21 protein-coding genes are annotated in these 24,439 nt (G+C 65.2%); 8 read left to right on the top strand and 13 right to left on the bottom strand.

Annotation, left to right across the window (positions count from 1 at the left end; translation table 11 throughout):
- Window positions 1-197: 197 nt before the first annotated feature.
- Window positions 198-575 (top strand): YfeK family protein, encoded by a 378-nt coding sequence (locus XCC_RS01685; RefSeq protein WP_011035581.1) that lies wholly within the window; start codon window positions 198-200, stop codon window positions 573-575.
- Window positions 576-931: 356 nt separating this feature from the next.
- The gene (locus XCC_RS22320) at window positions 932-1,120 is read left to right on the top strand and encodes a methyltransferase family protein (protein ID WP_230309655.1); all 189 of its coding nucleotides are present in this window, start codon (window positions 932-934) and stop codon (window positions 1,118-1,120) included.
- 19 nt (window positions 1,121-1,139) lie between these two features.
- Here XCC_RS22320 and XCC_RS01675 read toward each other — a convergent pair whose 3' ends face one another.
- The 3 genes from XCC_RS01675 to XCC_RS01665 all read right to left on the bottom strand — a co-directional run bounded on the left by XCC_RS01675 (window position 1,140) and on the right by XCC_RS01665 (window position 4,845).
- A complete protein-coding gene (locus XCC_RS01675) occupies window positions 1,140-3,251 on the bottom strand; it encodes a methyl-accepting chemotaxis protein (RefSeq protein WP_019237165.1) in 2,112 nt (703 codons plus the stop codon).
- Entirely contained in the window at window positions 3,248-3,748 is a 501-nt protein-coding gene (locus XCC_RS01670; RefSeq protein WP_011035578.1) for a hypothetical protein, read from the bottom strand. Before XCC_RS01670 ends, XCC_RS01675 begins: the two co-directional genes overlap by 4 nt.
- A 668-nt stretch (window positions 3,749-4,416) precedes the next feature.
- Window positions 4,417-4,845 carry a winged helix-turn-helix transcriptional regulator gene (locus tag XCC_RS01665; RefSeq protein WP_011035577.1) on the bottom strand — a complete coding sequence of 143 codons (429 nt, stop codon included), beginning with the start codon at window positions 4,843-4,845 and terminating at the stop codon, window positions 4,417-4,419.
- A gap of 136 nt (window positions 4,846-4,981) precedes the next feature.
- On the opposite strand from XCC_RS01665, the gene XCC_RS01660 reads away from it, so the two are divergent.
- Both XCC_RS01660 and XCC_RS01655 read left to right on the top strand, forming a co-directional pair.
- Complete coding sequence (locus XCC_RS01660) at window positions 4,982-5,869, top strand: SDR family oxidoreductase (RefSeq protein WP_011035576.1); 888 nt, start codon at window positions 4,982-4,984, stop codon at window positions 5,867-5,869.
- 764 nt (window positions 5,870-6,633) lie between these two features.
- Window positions 6,634-8,073, top strand: coding sequence for an OprO/OprP family phosphate-selective porin (locus XCC_RS01655; RefSeq protein ID WP_011035575.1), 1,440 nt, complete (start codon window positions 6,634-6,636; stop codon window positions 8,071-8,073).
- 198 nt (window positions 8,074-8,271) lie between these two features.
- Here the strand turns inward: XCC_RS01655 and XCC_RS01650 are convergent, their stop codons facing one another.
- The 4 genes from XCC_RS01650 to msuE form a co-directional block, all read right to left on the bottom strand.
- Complete coding sequence (locus tag XCC_RS01650; RefSeq protein ID WP_014509335.1) at window positions 8,272-9,192, bottom strand: Abi family protein; 921 nt, start codon at window positions 9,190-9,192, stop codon at window positions 8,272-8,274.
- A gap of 482 nt (window positions 9,193-9,674) precedes the next feature.
- Window positions 9,675-10,706 carry a methionine synthase gene (locus XCC_RS01645; RefSeq protein ID WP_011035573.1) on the bottom strand — a complete coding sequence of 344 codons (1,032 nt, stop codon included), beginning with the start codon at window positions 10,704-10,706 and terminating at the stop codon, window positions 9,675-9,677.
- Window positions 10,699-11,718, bottom strand: a complete 1,020-nt coding sequence (locus XCC_RS01640) for a DUF1852 domain-containing protein (protein WP_011035572.1) — start codon at window positions 11,716-11,718, stop codon at window positions 10,699-10,701. Before XCC_RS01640 ends, XCC_RS01645 begins: the two co-directional genes overlap by 8 nt.
- A 169-nt stretch (window positions 11,719-11,887) precedes the next feature.
- Window positions 11,888-12,481 carry an FMN reductase gene (gene msuE / locus XCC_RS01635; protein ID WP_012437092.1) on the bottom strand — a complete coding sequence of 198 codons (594 nt, stop codon included), beginning with the start codon at window positions 12,479-12,481 and terminating at the stop codon, window positions 11,888-11,890.
- A gap of 97 nt (window positions 12,482-12,578) precedes the next feature.
- Between msuE and XCC_RS01630 the strand changes: the two genes are divergently transcribed.
- The 3 genes from XCC_RS01630 (at window position 12,579) to XCC_RS01620 (ending at window position 16,716) form a co-directional block, all read left to right on the top strand.
- Window positions 12,579-13,484, top strand: coding sequence for a LysR family transcriptional regulator (locus XCC_RS01630; protein ID WP_011035570.1), 906 nt, complete (start codon window positions 12,579-12,581; stop codon window positions 13,482-13,484).
- 112 nt (window positions 13,485-13,596) lie between these two features.
- Entirely contained in the window at window positions 13,597-14,472 is an 876-nt protein-coding gene (locus tag XCC_RS01625) for a methylenetetrahydrofolate reductase (protein WP_029216870.1), read from the top strand.
- Window positions 14,473-14,748: 276 nt separating this feature from the next.
- A complete protein-coding gene (locus XCC_RS01620; protein ID WP_164923322.1) occupies window positions 14,749-16,716 on the top strand; it encodes a choice-of-anchor X domain-containing protein in 1,968 nt (655 codons plus the stop codon).
- A 615-nt stretch (window positions 16,717-17,331) separates the two neighbouring features.
- Here XCC_RS01620 and XCC_RS01615 read toward each other — a convergent pair.
- Window positions 17,332-18,090 (bottom strand): SDR family oxidoreductase, encoded by a 759-nt coding sequence (locus XCC_RS01615; RefSeq protein ID WP_011035567.1) that lies wholly within the window; start codon window positions 18,088-18,090, stop codon window positions 17,332-17,334.
- A 96-nt stretch (window positions 18,091-18,186) separates the two neighbouring features.
- Between XCC_RS01615 and XCC_RS01610 the strand changes: the two genes are divergently transcribed.
- On the top strand, window positions 18,187-19,104 hold the full coding sequence (locus XCC_RS01610; RefSeq protein WP_011035566.1) for an AraC family transcriptional regulator: 918 nt from the start codon (window positions 18,187-18,189) through the stop codon (window positions 19,102-19,104).
- Between the two features lie 90 nt (window positions 19,105-19,194).
- Here XCC_RS01610 and purU read toward each other — a convergent pair whose 3' ends face one another.
- The 5 genes from purU to XCC_RS01585 form a co-directional block, all read right to left on the bottom strand.
- Entirely contained in the window at window positions 19,195-20,046 is an 852-nt protein-coding gene (gene purU / locus XCC_RS01605; RefSeq protein ID WP_019237160.1) for a formyltetrahydrofolate deformylase, read from the bottom strand.
- A 218-nt stretch (window positions 20,047-20,264) separates the two neighbouring features.
- The gene (locus XCC_RS01600) at window positions 20,265-20,657 is read right to left on the bottom strand and encodes an XVIPCD domain-containing protein (RefSeq protein ID WP_011035564.1); all 393 of its coding nucleotides are present in this window, start codon (window positions 20,655-20,657) and stop codon (window positions 20,265-20,267) included.
- A 356-nt stretch (window positions 20,658-21,013) separates the two neighbouring features.
- Window positions 21,014-21,889, bottom strand: coding sequence for an NAD(P)-dependent oxidoreductase (locus XCC_RS01595; protein ID WP_011035563.1), 876 nt, complete (start codon window positions 21,887-21,889; stop codon window positions 21,014-21,016).
- Window positions 21,890-21,941: 52 nt separating this feature from the next.
- A complete protein-coding gene (locus tag XCC_RS01590; RefSeq protein WP_019237159.1) occupies window positions 21,942-23,072 on the bottom strand; it encodes an NADH:flavin oxidoreductase/NADH oxidase in 1,131 nt (376 codons plus the stop codon).
- Window positions 23,073-23,120: 48 nt separating this feature from the next.
- Window positions 23,121-24,002 (bottom strand): NAD-dependent protein deacetylase, encoded by an 882-nt coding sequence (locus XCC_RS01585; RefSeq protein ID WP_011035561.1) that lies wholly within the window; start codon window positions 24,000-24,002, stop codon window positions 23,121-23,123.
- Window positions 24,003-24,439 lie beyond the last annotated feature (437 nt).

Here is a 24,439-nt window from a genome sequence, read left to right as displayed (position 1 = left end):
GGTCGCGCCGAGGCGCAGTGCTGCAGGGTGTTGTGAGCCTTCGCCCATGCGACGCCGTGGCTCTGGGCGCACGCAATCATTCAGCCGTCCACGCGCCAGATCCCGCTGCACGGCAGCGGCTGCAAAGCGATACTGGCACTGCTGATCTGGCCTATGCTTCGCATCTTCCGAAACAACGCTTGGCGAATGGATTCACGATGAAGAATAAAGTGTGGCTCATCTGCTTGCTGGTGTCGGGATCGGCGTTTGCGCAGGGCGTAGCTCCTGCCACGACACGGGAGATCAACCAACTGTTCGCAGCGTTGAAGAACTCCAACTGCGAGTTCTCGCGCAACGGGTCGTGGTATTCGGCGCCCAAGGCCAGCGAGCATTTGCAACGCAAGTACGACTACCTGCAGAAGAAGGGCCTGGTCACCAGCACCGAATCCTTTATCGAACTTGCTGCGACCAAGAGCAGCATGTCGGGCAAGCCGTACGAGGTGCGATGTGGCGGGGCAGCGGCGGTACCGAGCCAATCCTGGTTCACCGGCAAGCTGCGCGCATTACGCAAGGGCACGCCGGCCTCCGGCAGTTGATACCTCGGCCGAGCGATGACGCGCAAGATTGCAGGCATGTCACCGCCGGCTTCCCTGCGGCACTGAGCACGGTAGAGCGTCTGGATGCTGCAACGGCTAGAAACACGCGTTCCACCGCCTGTGCTGCTAGTGCTGCTGGGCGTGATCGCCGCCGGCACGGCAGCGCTGTTACCGGGCATCGCGCTCCCGCTGCCGGGCCGGATGTTGATGGCCGGCACCTGTGTGCTCGGGGGCATCGCGTTGAATGTGCTTCCAAAGCTGACATTTGCCAGCGCCGGGACCACGATCAACCCGCTCGCGCCGCAGCGTGCAACACAGCTGGTAACCACGGCCTGCATCGCTACACCCGCAACCCGATGTATCTCGGCCATGCGCTGCTGCTGGGCGGCTGGATCGTGTCGCTGCAGCAGGACGCCGCCCTGGTTCTGGTGGGTGCCTACGTGCTGGCAATCACGCGGCTCCAGGTCCTGCCGGAGGAGCGCGCATTGGCGGCGCAGTTTGGCCCCGCCTACGCCGCGTATTGCCGGGTGACGCCGCGTTGGTGATAGACCACCACAGCGTTGCTCACGCGGCATGGCGTGCCTGTCTTGCAGCACTCTGCGCTGTGGGCGCTGCGTCTTCCACAAAAAGGCTCACTGCATCTTCCAGCTGTGCGGCATGGTCGCCCATGGCACGCGCGGCGGTGCTGGCCTCCTGCATGCGTAGCACGCCGTCGCGCATGTCGATATCCACGCGACTCAAGGTCTGATGCACCTGCGCGATGCTGCCGGCCTCTTGCTCGGAGGCGACCGCAATCGTGCTCAGCGTGCTGCTCACCTGGCCAATGGTGGTCACGATGTGCTGCATGCCGGCACCAGCGCTGCGTACTTGCTGCACACCTGCTTCAACGTGCGCCACCGACTCGCCGATCAACGCCTTGATCTGGCTGGCGGCGGTGGAGGAGCGTAGTGCCAGCGCGCGTACTTCGCTGGCCACCACCGCAAAGCCACGACCTTCGTCGCCTGCACGCGCCGCTTCCACGGCAGCGTTGAGCGCCAGGATGTTGGTCTGGAAGGCCAACCCATCGATGACGGCGATGATGTCCTGGATACGCCGCGAGGCGGCTTCCATCTGTTGCATGGTGCCCATCGCCTTGCCCATGGTGTCGCCGCCTGCACGTGCCGCTTCCGATGCGGCGGCAGCCAGCACATCGGCATCGGCTGCCTGCGCACTGTGCTGCTGCATGGTGCCAAGCACGGCCTGCATCTGTTGCGCCGCCTCGCCCAGCGTGATCGATTGGCGCCGCACCTGCTGCTCCAGTGCGTCGTTGCCGTGCAGGATGTGGCCGGTGGCCGCATTGATGGCGCCGCTGGAACTGCGGATCTGCACGATGATGCGGGCAAGCGCATCGGCCGTGGCATTGGCATCGCGCTTCATGTGGTCGAACACGCCCTCGCAGGGGCGATCGATGCGTTGCGACAGGTCGCCGTGCGCCAGTGCCGCCAGCATGCGCCGCATGTCCTGCAAGCTGTCTTCGGTAACCGCGAGAAAGCGATTGATGCCTTCGGCCAGCTGGCCCAAGGTGCTGTCGTGCGCATGCCCATGCAGCCGCGCGCCGAGCTCGCCGCGGGTGGCTTGCGCAATCACGGTGGTCAGTTGCGCTTCGAGCAACAAGGACTGGGTGCGGTCCTGCCATTCCACCACCACGCCCAGTGGCGTGCCGTCGTGATCGTGCACGGGCGTGACGCTCTCCTGCAGCTGCAGTGCGCCCAGCGCGCGCGCACCTGCGCCACTTTCGACAGCACGCCGCTGTGCGGCCTCGGCAAGCGCCTGCTGCACGGTGTGTGCATCGCTGCGCGCGCTCAATTGTGCGAAGGAGTGATTGCGGTAGATCGCATCGCCCTGCGTGTCGACAATGGCCACAGCCATGGCCGAGGCATCCAGTGCCAGGCGAATCCGGCGGTTTTCCTGCAGCAGCTGCTGTTGCGTGGTGATGCGTTCCTGCACCTGCGCGCTCATGCGCACCAGCGCCTGCGCCAGCGAACCGGCACGAAAGTGCTGCTGCATGATGGCAGGCGGCAAGGCGTCGCCCTTGGCCAGCGTGTCGGCAAGCTGCGCCAGCGCCTCTGCTTCGTGGTCCAGCGCGTCCAGCTGGCGTCGCAGTTGCACGGCCATGACGCAGACGAAGGCGGTTTCCACAATCACGTAGCCGGCGTGCAGCACGACGATGCCGAACCCGCTGCCGGCACTGAAGGCCTGCACCGGCAGACCACGCGCCTGCAGCCAGTAAAACGCGAGGTGGTGCACGGCAATCGCAGCGGCGGCTACCACCACCGGCAGCCAGTCGCGGTAATACAACAGCAGCGCCAGGATCACGAAGACGCCGAAGTGCATTTCCACCAGCCCGTGTGCCTGCTGGATGGTGGCAGCCACCAAGGCCATCAGCACCAGCGCGGTGGTCACACTGGTCAGCCGCGTGCCGGGATTGAAGCGCGCCTGCCACAGCATCAGCAGCAGGCTGGGCAGCGTGACCGCCAGGAAGGGCGTCCACTGCCCCTGATACCAGGCCAGCGCCAGCGAGCCAGCGCTCTGTAAGGTGGCGAGCCAGAGAAAGAGACGGTCGGCCTTGATCGCCAGCCGGTTGGCGTAGCCCGAGGCCAGCTGCGCGGTGGGTGCGTGCGTTGCGGTGCTGCTCATGCCGACACCCCCGCAGCACAGGCGCACGGTGCCACCAGCGCGACATCCGCCGGGCGTGCCAGGACCTGCGGTAGCCAACGCGGCCACTCTGCCGCACCGGCACGCCCGCATACCGCGCTGCCCTGCGCGGGGCCCGCATAGCGCGGCTGGCCATCGGCGCCGAGCAGCCACACCGCATAGCCGCTGCCATGCAGGGCCGGCACATCGATCTGCTGGACGCGCCCGCCGCGCGCGCGAACCGCCTGGCTCAATAACGCCCAGGCACGTGCATCGGCGGCGCCGTCGCAGGTGCAGGCACCCACGACGCCGACCAGCATTGGTGCGGTCGACAGCGCCGGCAGGCTGGCCTGCACGCGCGCCCAGGCGCTGGCGGCGTCGCCGGCAGCAGCAGCCTGCGGCGTGGTCCAGGCAACGGCGATCCAACCGCACCACAGCGCCAGCAAGGCGACGCCGGCGGTACGCCGGGCGGCGGGTGAGGAGGAACCGACTAAGGACATGTGCGCTGAATCCGACGGGCTGGTGTCGCCTTATCGGACTTGGGCGCTTACGCTTGAGTCGGCTTCGATTGGTATTTCTGATCGCTGCGATAGCGGATGACGCTGCACGTTGCAGCGCAACGGTTTGTGGTGATGGCCGGTGTGCAAGCCAGAACATGATGTTTAGTCGCCGCGCGCCTTTGTGAGTGTGTTTTCACGGGCCGATGGCAGCGCGTGCGGCAACGCTGCTGCCGACGCGTGCAACGGTGGTGGGCCCGACTGGATTGCCTGGGCCGTGCCTGTAGTGGGCCAACAACCATCCGCTCAGGTGTCGCGGCCGCGCCAATACGCCACCGCATAGGATTGCGCGCCAGGACGAGCACTCGGCGCGCAGCAGCAACGACAAGGCATCACACGGTCAGAGCGGTGTGAGCGGTATGAGCGGCATGCAGAACGATGCGCGAAGCCGACTGACTGCGGCGTTGCCGCAGGCGACCAAACGAGCGCTGAGGCATACACGCCCAGCAGCCCACTATCGAAGGACCAACACCTAAGTCACCCAGTCCAACGTTCGCCTTGCATGCCGGTGCATCGCAGGAGCGACCTGACGCGTGCACCAGCGTCGCGCGCATACGCTGCCGCGGTCACCGCGGTCACCGCGATCGCCGTGACCGCGGCAACGCGCAGCGTCAGGCGATCGGGTCGTTGGCTTCCATCAGGCCGGCGGTCTGCGCCCGGTCGAAACGCTCACGTGCGGTGCGGATGTCGGCGTGGTGTTCGCCGGCCCAGTTGAGCAGCTGCGAGACCGGGCCGAGCAGCGCCACGCCCAGCTTGGCCAACGCATACTCCACGCTCGGCGGCTTGGTCGCGTAGACCTTGCGGGTGATCATGCCGTTGCGCTCGAGGTTGCGCAGGGTCTGGGTGAGCATGCGTTTGGAGATATCCGGCACGGCGCGCTGGATGGCGCTGAAACGGGACGGGCCAGGGATCAGCGTGAGCAGGATCAACAAGGTCCACTTGTCGCCGATCTGGTCGAGCACATCGCGCACCGGGCACTTGGTGGCGTCGAACGGCCCTTCCAGGGACGGCGGCGGCGGAAACAGGGCAATCGCATTCACAGGGGCATCTCACGGTAACCAGGGGGAGAAAAAACTGCCTCCTTGCGGAGGATGGGACGACCCCGACAATAGGCTCGCTGGACTTCCGGTCTAAATACTAGACCAAACCTCTTATCGATACCTGACGGAGCGCATCATGGCACACACCTCCCCCCTGATTCTTGTCACCGGCGCCAGCGGACACCTGGGAGCGCTGATCGTCGATGCGTTGCTTGAGCGTGTGCCTGCCGGCCGCATCGTAGCAACCGCGCGCGAGACCGCGTCACTGTCGGCATTCGCAAAACGCGACATCAGCGTACGTCGCGCCGATTACGCCGACCCGGCCTCGCTGGACGCCGCTTTCGCCGGGGTCGGCACGGTCCTGCTGGTGTCCTCCAACGCGGTGGGCGCGCGCGTGGAGCAGCACCGCAACGTGATCGAGGCCGCCAAGCGTGCCGGCGTGGGCCTGCTCGCCTACACCAGCGTGCTGCGTGCGGACACCAGCACGCTCTCGCTGGCCGGCGAGCACGTGACCACCGAAGCACTGCTGCGCGACAGCGGCGTGCCGCACGTGCTGCTGCGTAACGGTTGGTACACCGAGAACTACACCGGCTCGATCGGCCCGGAACTGGCGCACGGCGCGGTAATCGGCAGCTCTGGCGATGGCAGGATCAGCGCGGCAACCCGTGCCGACTACGCGGCCGCCGCGGCGGCAGTACTGGCCTCCGCCGAACCGCAGGCCGGACGCATCTACGAGCTGGCAGGCGATCAAGCCTTCAGCATGGCCGACTACGCCGCCGAGCTGGCGCAGCAGGCGGGCAAGCCGGTGGCCTACCACGACATGCCGGAGGCGGACTATGCCGCGGCCCTGGTCCAGGCCGGGCTGCCGGCCGGCTTCGCCCAGGTACTGGCGCAGTGCTCGGCGTCCGCAGGCGGCGGCAGCCTGTTCGACGACAGCCACACCTTGAGCAAGCTGATCGGCCGCCCCACCACCCCGCTGCGCGCCACCATTGCCGCTGCGTTGGCGGCGCAGCCGGCGGGCTGATCCCGGCGCCGTTCGCAGGCAGGTCCTGCGAACGGTGAGTGGGCCCGGCGGAGATCTGTTGCCGCCAACGCAGCCGGAGCGAACGCGCCGGTCACTCGGCCAGAAGGGCGCCAGGCAGGCGGCGCCCAGCTGCCGGCATGACGGCATGCCTGGGCCGCGCCTGTCGCGCCGACTGAAAGCGAATGTGGCTTGAGTCGCTGCTGCGCCCGATGCGCAAGGAACACAACTCCGGTCGCTGCCGATGGCGTGCAGGCTTGGTCGCCATGGTGTCGTGCGGGGATCCTTGGCTCCGAGACGCAGAACGCCAACCCCGATGATCCCCCAGAACAAAGGCCCTGCATCCGATAGCCGCGCGGTATCGGACGGGCATCCCTGCGCCCTCCGCGCTCTACCGACCACACAGGCGACACCAAAGCGCTGTATCTCCGCACCGCCTGGCCGTGGTCACGCATCCCGCAGCGCTAGCCGCATGCGCCATCGCGCCAAGGAAGTAGACGCCCGGCCTGGGCAGGCGCGCACTGCGCCGCGCCTGCCGCCGCACTGACATCTGCCGGAAATGCAGCTGACACAGTCATCCGTCGGATGGCGCTGCCGATGTCACCAAACTGACATCAAACATAAATATAACTGCACCCCATCGCTGCTACGGCAGCACTGCGGAGCGCCATGACGGTGCCCGGCATCTGGCCGCACGCGCCCTTCTTGCAGGAGCGCCTGGGCCGGCCACGCCACCGCCGCCCAGTTCCCCTTGCCGAGCCGGATCCATGAAAAAACGCAATCTCGCCACCGTCCTGTGCGCCCTCAGCGCGACCGCCAGCGGCAGCACGCTGGCCGCCGAGCTGGAGCTGTACGTCGACCGCAAGACCAAGCAGATCTTTGCCGAGCCAGCACCCGGGCGCGACAAGCTGGGCAAGTTCGTGCAGGTGGACGAGAACGGCAAGCTGCCGGCATCCGCCTTGCCTGAAGCGCCCGCGGCACCAGTCACGGCCACCGCGCCCAGCACCGGCGTGGCCCAGGCAGCGCCGCCTGCTCCGGCGGCCGCGCCCGTGCCGACCGCCGCCAGCGACGCGCCCAAGAAGTGGTACGACAAGTTGAGCCTGCGCGGCTACACCCAGATCCGCTACAACCAGGGCATCGGTGGCGATGCGCAGGACCTGCGTGCGCCCGGCGACCGCTTCATCGGCAATGACCAGAGCCTGGGCATCCGCCGTGCACGCCTGGTGCTGAGCGGCGATCTCAACGAGCACGTGTCGCTGTACTTCCAGCCCGATTTCGCCAGCACCCCGACAGGTTCGACCACCTCCAACTTCGCGCAGCTGCGCGATGCCTACGCCGACATCTTCTTCGACAAGAAGCGCGAATACCGCGTGCGCGTGGGCCAGTCGAAGATGCCCTACGGCTGGGAAAACCTGCAGTCCAGCCAGAACCGCTTGACGCTGGACCGAGCCGACGCGCTCAATTCCGGCCTGCGCGACGAACGCGACATCGGCGCGGTGTTCTACTACAGCCCCACGGTGGCCAAGGGACGCTTCCAGGACCTGGTCAAATCCGGCCTGAAGGGCTCGGGCGACTACGGCGTGCTCGGTGCCGGTGTGTACAACGGCCAGGGCGCCAACCGCGCCGAGCGCAACGACGGCATGCATGCGGTGGTGCACGCCACCTACCCGTTCAAGCTCGCCAACGGCCAGTACCTGGAAGTGGGCGCCGATGCCTACGCCGGCAAGTTCGTGCCGACGGCGGCAGCGGTGAACATCGGTGGCCGCAGCTTCACCCCGACCATCACCGAGCCGAACGGCTACACCGATCAACGCGTGGCCGCGCACATCATCTATTACCCGCAGCCGTTTGGCCTGCAGGCCGAGTGGACCGTGGGCCGCGGCCCGGAGCTGGACGTGGCGCAGCGGCGTATCCGCACGCGTTCGTTGAGCGGCGGTTACGTGCAGGCGATGTTCAAGCACGACTTCAACTACGGCACGCTGCTGCCTTACCTCAAGTGGCAGACCTACCGTGGCGGTTCCAAGTTCGATACCAATGCGCCGCGCATGCGCCTGGACGAAGTGGAAGCCGGCGTCGAATGGCAGCCGATGGATGCGCTGGAACTGGTCTTCGCCTATTCGAAGATGAAGCGCACCGACGTCACCACTGCGCCGTATCCGGTAGTCGAAGGCGATCTGCTGCGGCTGCAGCTGCAGGTCAATTACTGATTCACTGAGCTGATGTAACTACCCTGAACCTGGTACTACGGAAGTTCCCTGTTTTGGTGGCATTGCGTGTAAGACATCGAGTTGCGCGGTCGCGCGCAGCGCGCAACTCGACAACCGGGGCTACACACACACTTCAAACGCGCTATCGGGCGGCCGTTGCCAACATGCCCGCGCGCCAACCGCTTGGCAGCTCATTGCTCATCTCCACAGCGCGTGCGTCTCCCAGTTGTCCGGGGCTCCCATGCCGGCTCTATGCGACGCGTCGACCAGAAGAGGGCGCAGGTGATTGCTGACAGTCGTCCGCCAGTGCGTAACATTGGCCGCAGTGCTTTTGAGCAGGTGATGCAACACGCACAGCACAAAAAATAGGCGATTTGCTGGAACCACCGACGACGCGCTCGCCCAGATCCCGTGCCTGGGAATCATCGGCGACACGCCAAGAACTCGATTCCACAACCGACCATGGTGCGCCGCCATGTTGCGAACCACGGAGACGGCATGAAGCCAACTGACCAAAACCGGTCCAGCCGTCTGAAATTCAGCGGCAATTGCGGTTTGATCCACGCCATGCATGGCACGCACCAATTTGGACAGCGTGCCAAGTGATATCACCTCACTGGCCATATAAATGGGCACTTCAGGGAAAGGTGGGGTGGTGTATCGCTGTCTGTAGTGTTCTATGAACGTCTCCCGGGCACGGCTGACCTCGTCGTCGACCTTTCTTAGCCAGATTACGTGCCAATTACCCAAACTGCGCCGGTCCCCACCGTCTGCCCTGAAATTAGCCGCGTTGCGATGGCCAAAGCTGCCGTAGGCGTGAGCCAGCTTATAGGTCACTGCCGTCCTAGTGGCCACTTCAATATGTCCAATGGCTTCGCCTACAAGATGGCGCAGAAGACGATCAAACTCGTAAAGTCCGAGCGCGATGTCCATGCTCGCGCCCGGCAGATAGGTATCGCTGCCTGCAACTCGCAAAGGAAACAGATAGCCCATCAGGCGGTAGTAACCAACCCTCCGCAGATAGAGTTCTGCTGTGACGGGATCGGCGATTGCGAGACCTCGGTCCTGCAACTGCTGAATCTGCTGGGCGTAGTCCAACGCCTCCTTCATGTACTGCATTGTCCCCACCTCCCTGTGCCAAAGGCAAAAAAAACCCGCCAAATTGCGCTTTCAGCAGAAGCTGTAGAGGCGTGGCGGGTGTGTTGGCGAAATTCTGCACCATTTGGTACCGCACATCAACCAAATGTTAGCCACATGTAACGCGTTCAATTCGCAGCTTTTTCACTTGCGGGGTTACGTAGCCGCCCCGCGCGTGCAGTTCCTAACAAGGCCAGTGATGGCGCTGACGAGCAAGTCCTCGCAGCAAGGGTTTAACCAGGCCACACCCACTATCGGCCTACCATCTTCCCGGACTGGGAGCCAACCATGGGCCCTGATCGACGTTGCACATGGCAGCCGAGCATCACATGCGGTGTTAGCTACCATGCCTCAGCCTAGGTACGCGCGCGGCACACTCGACACGCAAACGACCTGATTCCACCTCATGAGGCTGAGCGCGCGGCACATGCGACGGCAGCCAATCCATCGAAATCACCAGTGCGCTACTGCGCCGACAGTTCTGCGCGAATGATGTCTGCACCCGCACTGAGGGCACTGAGTTTGCCGCGTGCGACGTGCCGGGCGAGCGGCGCCATGCCGCAGTTGGTGGACGGGTAGAGCTTGTCGGCATCCACAAACCGAAGCGCCTTGCGTAGCGTGTCGGCCACCTCCTGCGGTGTTTCGATCGTGTTGCTTGCCACGTCGATGGCGCCGACCATGACCTTCTTGCCGCGCACCAGTTCGATCAGATCGATCGGCACATGCGAGTTGTGGCACTCCAGCGAGACGATGTCGATAGTGGATGCCTGCAGCTTGGGGAACGACTCTTCGTATTGACGCCACTCCGAGCCCAGCGTCTGCTTCCAATCGGTATTGGCCTTGATGCCGTAGCCATAGCAGATGTGGACGGCGGTCTCGCAGTTGAGCCCTTCGATCGCGCGTTCAAGCGTGGCAACGCCCCAGTCGTTGACTTCATCGAAGAAGACATTGAAGGCCGGCTCGTCGAACTGGATGATATCCACGCCAGCAGCTTCGAGTTCTTTGGCTTCCTGATTGAGGATCTTCGCAAATTCCCAGGCCAGCTTTTCGCGGCTTTTGTAGTGCGCATCAAAAAGGGTATCGATCATCGTCATCGGGCCGGGCAGCGCCCATTTGATCGGCTGCCGGGTTTGCTGGCGGAGGAACTTGGCATCGTCCACGAAGACGGGCTTGGGCCGGCTCACCGCGCCAACAACGGTCGGGACGCTGGCGTCATAGCGATTGCGAATGCGCACGGTCTCACGCTTTTCGAAATCGACGCCGCTGAGGTGTTCGATGAAGGTGGTGACGAAATGCTGGCGGGTCTGTTCACCGTCGCTGACGATATCGATACCGGCGTGCTGCTGTTCCTGCAGCGACAGGCGCAACGCGTCCTGCTTGCCTTCGGTCAGTTCCTCGTCCTGCAGCTTCCAGGGCGACCAGAGTTTCTCGGGCTGCGCGAGCCAGGACGGCTTGGGCAAACTACCGGCGGTGGAGGTGGGGAGCAGCTTATTCATGATGGGCAATGTCTTGCGTTGGTGTTGACGAGAAAGCGTGGCTGGAGGCCCACTGCTCAAGAATGTCCCCGTAGGGCTTGATGAAATGCTCCTGGGTAAATTTGCCCTGCGTCACCGCGAGCTGACTGCGCTCTTGCCGGTCGTAGACGATCTGGGTCGCGGAGTAATCCTGATGCTTCAGGCTCGGCTGGTAGATGGTCCCCGCGGCGGAATTGGCGTTGTAGATTTCCGGCCGGTAGATCTTCTGGAAGGTCTCCATGGTGCTGATGGTGCCGATCAACTCCAGATTGGTGTAGTCGTTCAGCAGGTCGCCGAGGAAGTAAAACGCCAAGGGAGCGACACTGTTCGGCGGCATGAAATAACGCACCTGCAGGCCCATTTTTTCGAAGTACTGATCCGTCAACGAAAATGCGTCCTGCCTGTATTCAACGCCCAGGATGGGGTGGCGGTTTCCGGTGCGGTGATAGACCTTGCTGCTGGAGACGCTGATGCAGATGACCGGCGGCTTGGCGAACCGCGCCGTGTAGGTATCCGAGTTCACGAACTGCTTGAACAGCGTGCCATGCAGGCTGCCGAACCCCTCCGGCAGGCTGAAGCTGGATGTGTCCTGATTGTGCGCTGGCAGCAGCACGCTGAAATCGTAGTCGCGCACATAGGAGGAGAAATTATTCCCTGCAATGCCGTCGATACGCGCGCCGGTTGTTTGATCGAGGATGCTGGGCTGCAATATCTCGATCAACGGGAATGCATCGCCTGTGTCGCGCTCACCGATCTTCATCTCGACAGAGATGATGTCGAGTTCGACAGCGTAGCGGTCACGCTTGGGGTTATCCCAATGCGCCAGGTCGTTGAAGCGGTTGTTGATCATCGCCAGCGTGTTGCGCAAATTCTCCTGGCGACGCTGCCCTCTGGCCAGGTTGGCAAAGTTCGTCGTGTTGCGTGTATTGGCCGCGGGACGGTAGTCCTCATCGAAGCGGAGGCTCTTGATGCTGAAGGTCAATTCTTGAGTCATTGCACACTGACGCCTTGTTCTCGAAATCAATACGAACGCAGTTTTCAGCGCAGCGGTTGATGCTGGCTGGATGGAGGCAGGGACGCTGGACCGGCAAGCAATTCGCCAACGGACCCGGTGGCCCGCCAGCGGCGTGGTGGCAAGCCAGGCGCCCGTGGGCAAGTGGCCCTCAAGCCGCGGCCACGTTTTCTTTTGCGATGGCGCTGGCCTGCCGCGTCACTGCGATCAGCGGCAATGCCCGCTGCACCGCTAGCCTGGCGCGTTCGGCCAGGGCCTCGTTGTGCACGCGGTAGTCCAGAAAATCCCGGTCGGTTGCATAGACGCCCAGCGGCAACGTGCGGGCCTGGAAAAAACTGAAGAGCGGCCGCAGCTGGTGGTCGATCACCAACGCATGCCGCTCGCTGCCACCGGTGGCCGCCAACAGGACGGGCGTGTCGATCAAGGCATCTTGATGGACGAAGTCGAAGAAGTGCTTGAACAACCCGGTGAAGGAGCCGCGATACACCGGCGTGGTCACCACCAGCACATCGGCCTGCTCCACCGCGACCAGTTCCTGCTCCACCGTTGCGGACAGCTGGGAGCGCCAGAGCGCACCCGCGAACTGCGGTGCCAATGCCCCGAGTTCCACCAGATGCTGTTCGCACGGCACCTGCGCGGCGATCAATGCCAGCAGGTGCTCGGCCAGAGCGGCCGCCTTGGAGGGGCGTTGCATCCCGCCGGACACCGCAACGATGCGGAGTGGGTGTGGCACGTTGACAGTCATGCAGATGGCCTTAAAACGACGAACCCCGATGCTAGGGCGCGCATTCGATGAAGTAAAATGGTGTTATTTCAACAATCCATGAATTCGGATCATCTGAATGCTTGAGCGCATCCATCTTTCCATCGTCCAGCAGGTCGAGCAGCAGGGCTCGCTGACGGCCGCCGCAGGCGTGTTGAACCTGACCCAGTCGGCGCTGAGCCACAGCATGAAAAAGCTGGAGCAGCAGCTGGGCACCGATGTCTGGCTGCGCGAGGGGCGCAGCTTGCGGCTGACCCAGGCTGGCCAGTATTTGCTGGCGGTGGCCAACCGGGTGCTGCCGCAGCTGGATCTGGCCGAAGAGCGCCTGGGGCAGTTCGCGCAGGGCGAACGCGGTGCGCTGCGCATCGGCATGGAATGCCATCCCTGCTACCAGTGGCTGCTCAAACTGGTGGCGCCCTATCTGGCCACGTGGCCGGATGTGGATGTGGACGTCAAACAAAAGTTCCAGTTCGGCGGCATTGGTGCCCTGTTCGGCTACGAGATCGATCTGCTGGTCACGCCCGACCCGCTGTACAAGCCCGGGCTGCGCTTCGAGCCGGTGTTCGACTACGAGCAGGTGCTTGTGGTGGCCAGCGGTCATGCGCTGGCGTCGGCCGCCTACGTCACGCCGCCGCAGCTGACACGCGAGGTGCTCATCAGCTATCCGGTGGACCTGGAGCGGTTGGATATCTATAGCCAGTTCCTGCTGCCGGCCGGTGTCACGCCCAGGCGCCACAAAGCTATCGAAACCACCGACATCATGATGCAGATGGTGGCCAGTGGCCGCGGTGTGGCCGCCATGCCGCGCTGGCTGGTGGAGGAATATGCCGCCAGGATGGACGTGGTGCCGGTTCGGCTGGGTGCACGTGGCATCGCCAAGCAAATTTTTCTGGGGGCGCGCGAGGCAGATATCGCCATCGACTACCTGCGCGCCTTTATCGAACTGGCACGCCAGCCTGGCAATGGCAGCGGCACTGCGCCGTGACTCCACCGACGGACACCACCGCACAGGCGCGCGTGTTGCATGGCTGCCCTCCCGCACGATCAACGCTGATGTGCGCGAGCCAACCACTCATCACCACAGGACGGCGCCGCCGTTGATGTCCCCGGATCCCCCCAGCCGCGCCGCCACCATCACCGATGCTTATTCATTGGAGGTCGGCGCACACGACATGCCGGCGCTGACTGCAGCAGCGCCGCAGATCATGCGCGGCTCAAGCATGTTCATTCCCTACCTGCCCAGCCAGAACGACGATGCGCGACTGGCCGCCGCACAGAGGGTGCGCGCCCTCGGCTTCGCGCCTATGCCGCACCTGTCTGCGCGGCGCATCGCCTCGCGCTACGCGCTACAGGCGTTCGTCAGGCGCGCCGTCGATGAGGCCGGCGTTGAACGTTGCCTGGTGATCGCGGGTGATGCGCCGTCTGCGGTTGGGCCGTTTTCCGATAGCGTGTCGCTGATCGAGACAGGCGTGTTTGAGCGCTCGGGCATCAAGGCCATCGGCGTGGCCGGACATCCGGAAGGCCATCCGAGCATGCCTGCAAGCGCGCAGTGGGATGTGCTTGAACGCAAGTGCCGCAGCATTGCCGAGCGCGGCATGGCGCCGCTGATCGTCACCCAATTCGCGTTCGATGCCGACACTGTGCTGACGTGGTTGGAGGCGCTGCGCGCGCGTGGCATTGCCCATCCCGTGCATGTGGGCGTGCCGGGTCCTGCGGGCGTCGCAGTGCTCGCACGCTATGCCGCACGGTGCGGTGTTGGCGCATGTGCATCGATGCTCTCCAAGTACGGCATCTCGCTCGGCAAGCTGTTCGGGACTGCGGGGCCGGATCGCTTTGTGGATCGCCTCACCGCCGGCCTCAGCGAAGCGCATGGAGACGTCAGCCTGCACTTCTATCCATTCGGCGGCATCGCACAGTCTGTCGCGTGGGTTGAGCAGTACCGCTCCCGCCACGCGCGTCCATTGGCGGACTGACACCCGCCAAGTTTCGGGGTTCGCCATCAACCGCAGACCTCTGGTTTTCTGCGGCCTGCAGGTGCGAAGAATCGGCAGGTCCACGACCTGGATCACACTCTGTACTATTTATTTCTGCAGGGTTGTTTGTTGCGCGTGAGGTGTTGCAGCGCACAGCGGCACTGTCATGCATGCGGGGTATAACCGACTGCGAATCGCAGCGAGGGGGCGCTGCATCCGGTGCCGCTGTGTTCGATCGCAGTGCATCACTTTGCAACTCCAAGGAGCGCTGTTGCCATGCATACGCCGTCGCTGTTGTCGTTGTCGTGCGCCCTCTCGCTCATCGCCGCGCCCCTGGGCGCGGCCGAGCTACAGCCCAAACAATTGGCCGGCCCGCCAGAAGAGTTCGCGCAGATGCGCGCACCCGAACCGGCGGAATCAGCCATCCTTTCGAAAAGCGCATTACTGCCGGTGGAGCTCGCACCGGCCGGTGCCAGTGCACGCTGGCAGGGCAGCCTGCCGGTGGAAAACGGCCACCTGCGTTTCATGGTGCTGGCCGGTGACCAGCAGTGGGACGCGGCCGTGGCCGCACCGCGCGTTGCCGGCGCGCGCGCCGCAGCAGCGCCGCAACTGCAAGCACAACGCACACGGCTCGGCAGTGCCGACAGCGGCACCAGCGGCATGCGCTATGCAGTGGACGCTGCGCAGAACGGTGTGTGGTCGCTGACGCTGCAGTCGGCCTCGCCCACGGCGCAACGTGGCTATGTGTTGATGGAAGGCGACCCGCGCACGCAGCTGGCCTCCTATCCACGGCATCGCCACCAGCAGGTGGGCCAGTCGCTGACGCTCAATGCGCTGCTCAGCGGCAGCGATGCACAAGGCGCGGGCTTATTGGCTGGCCAGGCCGGGCAGATCGATCAGGCCAGCCTGCGCGTGCTCGATCCACAGGGCACGGCGCGCACGTTTGCGATGGCCGATGACGGCAAGCACGACGACGGCGCTGCCGGCGATGGCGTGTATGGCGGCAGCTTTCAGCCGACCAGTGCCGGCACCTGGATCGCACAGGTGATCGTGCATGGCCGCGACCAGGCCGGGCAGCCGTTCGTGCGTACCAGCGAGCACGTATTACCCGTGCTGGACACCTCTGTGCGTCTACTCGGCAACGCGCTCAGCGCACGCGCGGCGGACGGCACGCGCCTGAGTATCGGGCTGCCGATCGCCGCACGCGGGCAGGCGCCCACGCATTACCGCGTGTTCGGTCAGGTGTGGGGCACCGACGCCAAGGGCAAGCAGATTCCGGTGGCCTGGATCGGCGGCATGCTCACACCGCAGCAAGGCCAGCTGCCGTTGAGCCTGGACGAGCGCTGGGTGGCGCGTGCCGGTGCGCGTGCACCGTTCACGCTGCGCGGCCTGCGCATCGAAGACCCGGACCATTACATCCCGTTGGCACAGGCCGACACGCTGCCGCTGCCGCTGCAGCTGCAGCTGCCTGCACTGCGCCGGGCGAGTATTGCGCGCGCCACGGCCGGCATCGATGAAAGCATGCGCATGGGGCCGCGCCCACGCACGCTGGCCACTGCCAGTGCACTGGCGCAACCGCAGGCGGCCGGATCGCGGCTGGTGCTGGTGCATGGGTACTGCTCCAACGGCGTGTGGCCGGAAGCGCAGTTCAGCAACGCCTCGTCGTTTATCGATGCCAAGCAGAACCGCAGCAACGATCAATTCGCACAGCGTTTGGCGCAGTTCGCCAGCCAGTGGTCCTCGTTCGCCACGGTGGCGCACAGCCAGGGCGGCATGGCCGCGCTGCATCTGTACACCTACTACTGGAGCGGGCTGGATAACGCCACCGGTGGGCGCGTGATGCAGTCGGTAGGCACGCCGTACCAGGGCACCAACCTGTCCGGCATTCTGGCTGCAGTGGGTTCGTGGTTCGGCGTTGGGTGCGGCAGCAACACCGACCTCACCTACGACGGCGCCAAGGCCTGGCTGGCCGGCATTCCCGCCGATGCGCGCGCCAAGGTCAACTACTACACGACCTCGTTCGCCAAGACCAACTGGTACACCAACGACTACTGCAACGCCGCCTCGGACCTGGTCTTGAACGACCCCGAAGACGGCACCGTGGAGCAGGCCAATGCGCAGCTGCCGGGCGGCGTAAACCGGGGCCACACCACCGGGCAATGCCACACCACCGGCATGCGCGACCCGGCGCAATACCTGGACGCCAGCCGCAACGCGGTGATGAACGCCAACGCGGCGAAGTGATGCGGGCTTAGCGGTGTGCACTGCGATGGCCGGCGTTTGTGTCGGCCATCGCAGCATGCGTGGGACCACCTAGCGTTTTACTTGCAGGCAGTGCTCTTGCTCAAGCACTGCTAATACAACGCTTGCGTTCTCGGCTCTTGATTGCCTTGAGAGGTGATTGAACGGTGTGGATTGGTTGGTTTTTTGAGCGAATGATCTGCGGGTTTGCTGGAGGGCCCTTGCCCGCTCACCGTCGCGGGACACGCTGCAAGTACGTCCTTGTAAGCTCTTACGCGGCATCCATGCCGCGTAAGGTCCCGCGACGGTGAGCGGGCAAGGACCAGTCGAGGGTGTCGGTGCACATGGTGCTAGAAGCGCACGCCGTTCTTCTGATTCGCTGGCTCTCGTGTAGTTGTGACGCACATCGGCAGGCCAATGTAACTAGCGCGATGGCCCGCTGTGACCTAGCTGCGGACTCCTTTTTGGTGCGGCGCCCTCACGCTTGCGGGACCACGTGGTTGCATGGATGCCGCCACCGAGCCTCCACAGCTGGATTCATGGCGTGTCGCGCGATCAGTTAGGCACCGCGCTAGGCCGACTCAGCGTTTGGTTTTCGCATGACGTACAAGAGATTTATTAGCCACGCTCGGCAGCTTCGGCAGCCCACAGTTCTGCATCTGCGCCTGCAGGAATAAACATCGGCGCAGCCGGGTCGGTGGCTGCGCGCCAGACGGCCTGCGCGACGTCGATCGACCGCGTCCCTGGGCCGGTAGATGCGCTCATGCGCGCCAGCGTCTGTTGCATAAACGCACCATAGATCTCGTCATCAGCGCCGCGTAGACCCGCGCGGGCGGTGGCACGAAAGTCCGTCTCACCGCAGGAGCCTGGCGAGATAACCCGCACGCGGATACCGAACGCCTCCAGCTCGGCGGCCAGCGATTCGCTCAGCGCATTCACCGCCGCCTTCGCCGCACGGTAGGCGCCGATCAGCGGAAGTGGCTTGAGCGTTGCGCTCGACGACACATTGACGATGACCCCGGCGCGGCGCGCGCGCATCTGCGGCAAGACCGCCTGCGTAACAGCCAGCGTGCCGAAGGTGTTGGTTTCGAACAGGTCGCGTACCGCCTGCAGGCTTGTCAGTTCCAGCGGTGCGGGCGCACCGAAGCCTGCGTTATTGACGAGCGTGTCCACCGTGCCGGCCGCAGCAATCGCGGCCTGGATGCTCGCGGCGTCGGTGACGTCGAGCTGCAGCACCTTCAACCTTGGCGATACAGGAAACAGGTCCTCACGTGGAGTGCGCATGGTGGCAACCACGTTCCAGTCGCGTTCGAGAAAGTAATGTGCGGTTGCCAGGCCAAAGCCCGACGAACAGCCGGTGATGAGTACGGTTTGCATGAAGCGCCCTCGGTGACGGTGTGAGGATCTACGTTAGGCTGCCCAGGTCGCACTTTCGATATTCCAGAGTGCTTAATCCATTAGCGAGAGTCCAATATGCTCGACCCGCTTGCTGAGGTCGTCCTGCTGCTGAGGCCGGCACCAGGGTTCTCCAAACTTGTCCTTGGCGCTGGTGTGTGGTCGGCGTACCGCTCCGATGCGCCCGGCCCGTTTTACTGCGCGGTGATCGAGGGAAAGTGCCGGCTGGCGCTTGAAGGTGGCCAGGCGCATGTGCTGGAAGCAGGCGACTTTGTGCTGGCACCCGCCATGCTTGCTGTCACGCTCTCCAGCGCGCAGGCGTCGACCGGGCAAGCCCACACCGTGCCGACCCAGGCGGACGATGGCAGTTTCCGCATCGGCGCGCAGGACGGCCCGGCGGATGTTCGCATCGTGATTGGGCATTGCAGCTTCGGCTCGCCGGATGCGGCGCTGCTGGTGTCGCTGCTGCCACGGTTGGTGCATGTGCGCGGTGAGCTGCGGCTCACCACGCTGGTGAATCTGGTTGGTGAGGAGGCGCGCACAAACCGACCCGCCCGTGCGGTGGTGCTTGCACGACTGTTGGAAGTGCTGTTGATCGAAGCATTACGCTCGCTGACGGCGAGCGACACCACTCCAGGACTGGTGCGGGCGTTATCCGATGCACGCCTGGCGGCGGCGCTGCGCGCCATGCACGGCGCACCGGCGCATGCCTGGACGATCGACGCATTGGCCAAGGAAGCGGCGCTGTCGAGGTCATCGTTCTTTGCGCGCTTCAACCGTGCGATGGGTGTGACGCCGATGGAGTATCTGCTGGCATGGCGCATGGCGCTGGCAAAGACGCTGCTGTCAGAACAGGGGCTTGGCGTGGCGCAGGCGGCGCAGCGGGTGGGGTACGGCTCGGCCAGCAGTTTCAGCGTTGCCTTCACTCGCCACACTGGCAGCCCACCATCGCAGTACGCCCGCGTGCGCACTGCAACCTCGTTAGACGCTGTGTAACGGCACCCAATGCCGACAGGCCCGCGCGCGCGGTGACGCGCCTGCAGCTGCGGTGAGAGACAGCTGCAGTTGCGAGCTTGCAGCGCTCCGCTAGCGAAACACCACCGTACGGTGCCCGTTGAGCACGATGCGGTGTTCGACATGGCGGCGTACCGCGCGTGCCAGCACCAGCGATTCGGTGTCGCTGCCCAGGCGCACCAGGTCGCGCGGGGTCATGGCGTGGTCCACGCGGGCGACGTCCTGTTCGATGATCGGGCCTTCGTCCAGGTCTTCGGTGACGTAGTGCGCGGTGGCGCCGATGATCTTGACCCCGCGCGCGTGCGCCTGGTGATACGGCTGGGCGCCCTTGAAACTGGGCAGGAAGCTGTGGTGGATGTTGATCGCACGCCCGGCCAATGCGCGGCACAGTGCAGGCGAAAGGATCTGCATGTAGCGCGCCAGCACTACCAGGTCCACCTGCAGGCGCTCGACCAGCGCGAGCAGCTGCGTTTCCTGTTCGGCGCGCGTGTCTGCGCTCACCGGCAGGTGGTGGAAGGCGATGCCGTAGGACGCCGCCAGCGGTGCGAAGTCGGTGTGGTTGGAGACCACCGCCACGATATCCACCGGCAACTGCCGGCTATGCATGCGGAACAGCAGATCGTTGAGGCAGTGGCCCTGCTTGCTCACCAGCACCAGCAGCCGCGCGCGGCGGCGCGCATCGTGCAGCTGCCAGGTCATTTCAAAACCGGCGGCCAGCTGTGAGAACTGTTGCTCCAGCTGCGCGATGTCAGTTCGCGGCGGCTTGTCGAAATGCACGCGCAGGAAAAACCGCCCGCTCTCGTCGTCGCCAAATTGCTGGGCGTCGAGAATATTGCAGGCAAGATCGAACAACAGACCGGTCACGCGATAGACGATGCCGGTACGGTCGGGGCAGGACAGGGTGAGGATGTAGTCAGAGCGCATCGGCGAGATGATAGCCAATGGATGACACCGCTGGCGCAGTGCTTGCGTCGGTAACTTTTACGTTGCGCCGCGGCGCAACGTTTGGGCCAGCCGCACGGCAGCTCTGCACCGGGGCACTGTGCTCGGCGTGCATGCAGATCCGCTGACCAACGCATCGCAGTTGTTGCGCTAGTGGCATGCATCGCAGGACGCGGTGCGCATGCCACTGACGATGAGGATCAGCGCGGCGGCAGGCGCAGCATCAGCCGCCGGTTGATTTCGTCCAGCTGCGCAAGCGAGGCGTCGACCGAGGTCTCCATCGCTTCCTGGGTGGTGATGTGGGCGCGCAAATGCGCCGGGTCGTCCAGCGCGCCACGCACCAGAAACACGTTCTCGCCCACCTCGCCGAGATGGCGGCTGAGCACCACCAGATCCACCTGGTCGAAGCCGTGCTGCTTGGCCAGCGGCAGCAGCCGCGCGGCCATGCGCATGCTGGCCTCGTCGGTAGGCTTGCCTAGTTCTGTGTCGAGCACGCTCACCGCTTCCTGGATCTGTGAGAACAGGTGATGGTCCGGATGCTCGGGATGGTCCGGGCCGACCGGGCCCTGATGGATGACCGGTGCGCTGGTCATCGTGCGCCACCACCGGCGTGGGCCGATGTGCGCGTGGCGTGCACGGTCGAACCGGGCCTGATGTTGGGGTGTCGCATCGCATCCTCCCTGGAGCGGCGGCTGTTACGAGCAGGCACCTTAGCCGCTTGCCTGCCAGGCCTCAAGCCAGCCACGTCGCACCAGGCGTCATGCCTGCGGGACACACCGCAAGATGCGCAACGCGGGCGATTGATGCGCATGTCGTTGACGGCGGTTGGCGCAGCGCGTGTGCTTGAGCGGCGTGCCATCGTAGCCACACCGTGCTGCACGGCACCGCTCGCACACGATGCCACTGCGAACAGCGCGCGCGACTGCATCAGTCGCACGCGCTGGCGGTGCTAGGCCTGCCCTGCACGGCGTGCGGAGACCTCGGCCAGCACCGCCCAGTCGGCGTTGCCATCGCCGTGCGCAATTGCCTCGTCCAGGCCGCTGCGCAGCAGCTCGCCCAGCGGCATCGGCACCTGCCGCGCCGCGCCGGCCTGGATTGCCAGATCCACATCCTTGCGGCCCAGGGTGGCAGTGAAGCCGGCAGGCGTGTACTGGCGCTGCATGATCAGCCGGCCATAGCCTTGATACGCGGGCGCAGCGAACAAGGTGCTGGTGAGCATGCCTAAAAACTGCGTGGCATCCACGCCATGCCCACGCGCCAGCGCGCTGGCTTCGGCCATCGCGCCGATCGCACTGGCCAGGCAGAAGTTGGCGGCCAGTTTCACCGCGTTGGCCTGCTCGGGCGCGCTGCCAATCTGCCAGGTCTGCTGGCCCAGCACATCGAACATCGGCTGCACGCGGGCAAGCGCGGCATCGTCGCCAGCGGCCAGGATGTTGAGCTTGCCGGCTTCGGCCACCTCCACGCGGCCAAGCACCGGGGCGGCGACGTAGGCAATACCCCGCTCGGCATGCAGTGCGGTCAACTCGTGCGCCAGCGCCACCGAGATGGTGGCCATGTTGACGTGCACGCTGCCGGCCGGCAGCGCATCCAGCACGCCGCCGTCGAGCACCGTCTGCCGCACCGCGGCGTCGTCGGCCAGCATCGAAAACAGCAGCGGGCCGTGCGCGGCCTGCTGCGGCTGCTCCACCACGTGTGCGCCGGCCTCACGCAGCGGCTGCGCACGTGCCGGCGAGCGGTTCCATACGGTCAGTTCAAAGCCGCCGCGCAGCAGGTTGTGCGCCATCGGCAGGCCCATCGTGCCCAGCCCCAGAAATCCTATTGGCATGCATGCCCTCTGCTTGGTCGAGATGATCGGTCCATGGTCGGTTGTGCGCGCGTCAGCTGGCGAACACGCCACGCGCTTCGCGCGGTTCGCAGCGCTGGTACTGCGGCGCCGGGGTGACCGATGCGCCCAGCGCGGCGGCGGCGTGCCACGGCCAGCGCGGGTCGTAGAGGATGCCGCGCGCCAGCGCGATCGCATCGGCCTGGCCATCGCGCAGGATCGCTTCGGCCTGTTGCGGTTCGGTGATCAGGCCCACGCCGATCACCGGCGTGTCCACCTGCGCGCGGATCGCCTCGGCAAACGGTATCTGGTAGCTGGCCTGCACCGGAATCTGCTGGCGCGGGTCCAGCCCGCCACTGGACACGTGGATGTAGTGCGCGCCGCGCGCATCCAGCGCCTTGGACAACGCAATGCTCTGCGGCAGGTCCCAGCCGCCATCCACCCAGTCGGTGGCCGAGATGCGCACGCCGATGGCCATCTGGTCAGACACCGCCGCGCGTACCGCATCGAAGATGCGCAGCGTCAGCCGCATGCGGTTGTCCAGCGAGCCGCCGTACGCATCGCTGCGCTGGTTGCTCAGCGGCGACAGGAACTGATGCATCAGGTACCCGTGCGCGGCATGCAGTTCGATCAGCTGCAGCTCCAGGCGTTCGGCGCGCTTGGCCGCGGTCACGAAGGCCTCCACCACCGCATCGATGCCAGCGGCGTCCAGCGCCTGCGGCAGCGGTTGGCCATCGCGGAACGGCAGTGCCGAGGCGGACACGGTCTGCCAACCATTGGCATGGTCGGGAGCAATCGCCTCGCCGCCCTTCCACGGCAGATCGGTGGAGGCCTTGCGCCCGGCATGTGCCAGCTGGATGCCGATCGGCATCGGCGACCAACGCCGTACCGATGCCAGCACCTCGCCCAGCGCCTGCTCGGTGGCGTCGTCGTACAGGCCCAGGTCGGCGTAGGAGATACGGCCCTGCGGCTGCACCGCGGCCGCTTCCAGGATCAACAGCGCGGCACCGGATTGCGACAGCGTGCCCAGGTGGATGCGATGCCAGTCGGTGGCGCGGCCGTCCTGTGCGGAGTACTGGCACATCGGCGCGATCACAATGCGGTTGGCGAGCGCAAGCGGACCAAAATTGATGGGGGTGAACAACTGGCTCAAGGCGACATCCACACGCGACGTAGGGATGCCCATTGCACTGCGCCACGCGCGTGGGCACAACCGCTGCGATGGATCACTGCGTCATGCCGAACGCGCACTGTGGTACCTGGCGGTGGCCGTGTGCAGGGGGTCCGGCGGCTGTTGCAGGAACGCCAGCGCCTGCGCGCAGGATTGCTCCACCTTCAGGCTGAGCAGGTCGTCGGCACGGGTGCGCCCGAAGTTGAGCGCGGCGATCGGCAGGCCTGCACGTGCGGCGGCCTGCACGAAGCGGAAGCCGGAATACACCATCAACGAAGACCCCACCACCAGCACCGCATCGGCGGCCTGCAGATGCGCAAAGGCGCGCTCCACGCGCTCGCGCGGCACGTTCTCGCCGAAGAACACCACATCCGGCTTGAGCACGCCGCCGCACGCCGGGCAGGCCGGCACCACGAAGTTGTCGAAGGCCACGTTGTCCAGATCGGCATCGCCATCGGGCGCCTGGGCGGCCTCCAGGTCGGCCCAGCCGGGGTTGTCGCGCTCCAGCAGCAACTGGAACTCGGTGCGCGGCATGCGTTGTTCGCAGCCCATGCAACGCACCACATCGAGCCGGCCGTGCAGATCGATCACCGCCTGGCTGCCGGCGGCCTGATGCAGGCGGTCCACGTTCTGGGTGAGCAGCAACTCCAGTTGCCCGCGCGCCTCCAACGCGGCCAGGGCGTGATGGGTGGCGTTGGGCCGCGCCAGGCCGAAGCGCGGCCAGCCCACCAGGCTGCGCGCCCAATAGCGCTGGCGCGTGGACAGCTCGCCCATGAACGCCTGGAAGGTCACCGGTTGCGGGCGCTTCCAGCCGCCCTGCAGATCGCGGTAATCGGGAATGCCCGAATCGGTGCTGCAGCCCGCGCCGCTGAGTACGAACAAGCGCTGATGGCGCTCGACGAACTCCTGCAGCGCCGGGCCGGTCTGCGTGATCGCAACAGTCATCGTGCAACTCCGGTCATGGTGTGGTCACTGTGCAACAACACCCGCGCGCGTGCCTGTAGCGGTGCAACACGTTCAGGCGCTGCGGTGAGCGCTGGCCGGTGCGGCGGCAGTGGGCTACACGCGGCGCGCAGGCGCTGGTTGCGCACCCTGGCAGGCCGATCCTTCATGCCCACGTTGCCACGGACGCGCGCAGTGGCGAGGTGTATGGGACGGGAGATGACGCAAAGCGATTCACGATGCAAAGACGCCACGGGAGATGGCTTTTCAATTGGGGTGCGCGGTGCGATTCCAAGCACAGGCGCATCTGCCTGCATCACGGTTGCGCTCGTCTCCTGGCTGCACGCTGCGCGCGTTAGGCGCGGCGTTCACCTCCACCTGCACGCTGAATCTTGCGTTTCAACCGTCTTGGCGAACGCCACCATCACTGATGCAAAGTG

Source organism: Xanthomonas campestris pv. campestris str. ATCC 33913, from assembly GCF_000007145.1.
Lineage (GTDB): Bacteria > Pseudomonadota > Gammaproteobacteria > Xanthomonadales > Xanthomonadaceae > Xanthomonas > Xanthomonas campestris.
This window is presented reverse-complemented; position numbering and strand designations above follow the sequence as displayed.

Bases quoted from the DNA above. Each gene is read 5' to 3' on its own strand.
- XCC_RS01685 (WP_011035581.1), top strand. From the start codon at position 198: ATGAAGAATAAAGTGTGGCTCATCTGCTTGCTGGTGTCGGGATCGGCG.
- XCC_RS22320 (WP_230309655.1), top strand. From the start codon at position 932: ATGTATCTCGGCCATGCGCTGCTGCTGGGCGGCTGGATCGTGTCGCTG.
- XCC_RS01675 (WP_019237165.1), bottom strand. From the start codon at position 3,251: ATGAGCAGCACCGCAACGCACGCACCCACCGCGCAGCTGGCCTCGGGC.
- XCC_RS01670 (WP_011035578.1), bottom strand. From the start codon at position 3,748: ATGTCCTTAGTCGGTTCCTCCTCACCCGCCGCCCGGCGTACCGCCGGC.
- XCC_RS01660 (WP_011035576.1), top strand. From the start codon at position 4,982: ATGGCACACACCTCCCCCCTGATTCTTGTCACCGGCGCCAGCGGACAC.
- XCC_RS01655 (WP_011035575.1), top strand. From the start codon at position 6,634: ATGAAAAAACGCAATCTCGCCACCGTCCTGTGCGCCCTCAGCGCGACC.
- XCC_RS01650 (WP_014509335.1), bottom strand. From the start codon at position 9,192: ATGCAGTACATGAAGGAGGCGTTGGACTACGCCCAGCAGATTCAGCAG.
- XCC_RS01645 (WP_011035573.1), bottom strand. From the start codon at position 10,706: ATGAATAAGCTGCTCCCCACCTCCACCGCCGGTAGTTTGCCCAAGCCG.
- XCC_RS01640 (WP_011035572.1), bottom strand. From the start codon at position 11,718: ATGACTCAAGAATTGACCTTCAGCATCAAGAGCCTCCGCTTCGATGAG.
- msuE (WP_012437092.1), bottom strand. From the start codon at position 12,481: ATGACTGTCAACGTGCCACACCCACTCCGCATCGTTGCGGTGTCCGGC.
- XCC_RS01630 (WP_011035570.1), top strand. From the start codon at position 12,579: ATGCTTGAGCGCATCCATCTTTCCATCGTCCAGCAGGTCGAGCAGCAG.
- XCC_RS01620 (WP_164923322.1), top strand. From the start codon at position 14,749: ATGCATACGCCGTCGCTGTTGTCGTTGTCGTGCGCCCTCTCGCTCATC.
- XCC_RS01615 (WP_011035567.1), bottom strand. From the start codon at position 18,090: ATGCAAACCGTACTCATCACCGGCTGTTCGTCGGGCTTTGGCCTGGCA.
- XCC_RS01610 (WP_011035566.1), top strand. From the start codon at position 18,187: ATGCTCGACCCGCTTGCTGAGGTCGTCCTGCTGCTGAGGCCGGCACCA.
- purU (WP_019237160.1), bottom strand. From the start codon at position 20,046: ATGCGCTCTGACTACATCCTCACCCTGTCCTGCCCCGACCGTACCGGC.
- XCC_RS01600 (WP_011035564.1), bottom strand. From the start codon at position 20,657: ATGACCAGCGCACCGGTCATCCATCAGGGCCCGGTCGGCCCGGACCAT.
- XCC_RS01595 (WP_011035563.1), bottom strand. From the start codon at position 21,889: ATGCCAATAGGATTTCTGGGGCTGGGCACGATGGGCCTGCCGATGGCG.
- XCC_RS01590 (WP_019237159.1), bottom strand. From the start codon at position 23,072: ATGGGCATCCCTACGTCGCGTGTGGATGTCGCCTTGAGCCAGTTGTTC.
- XCC_RS01585 (WP_011035561.1), bottom strand. From the start codon at position 24,002: ATGACTGTTGCGATCACGCAGACCGGCCCGGCGCTGCAGGAGTTCGTC.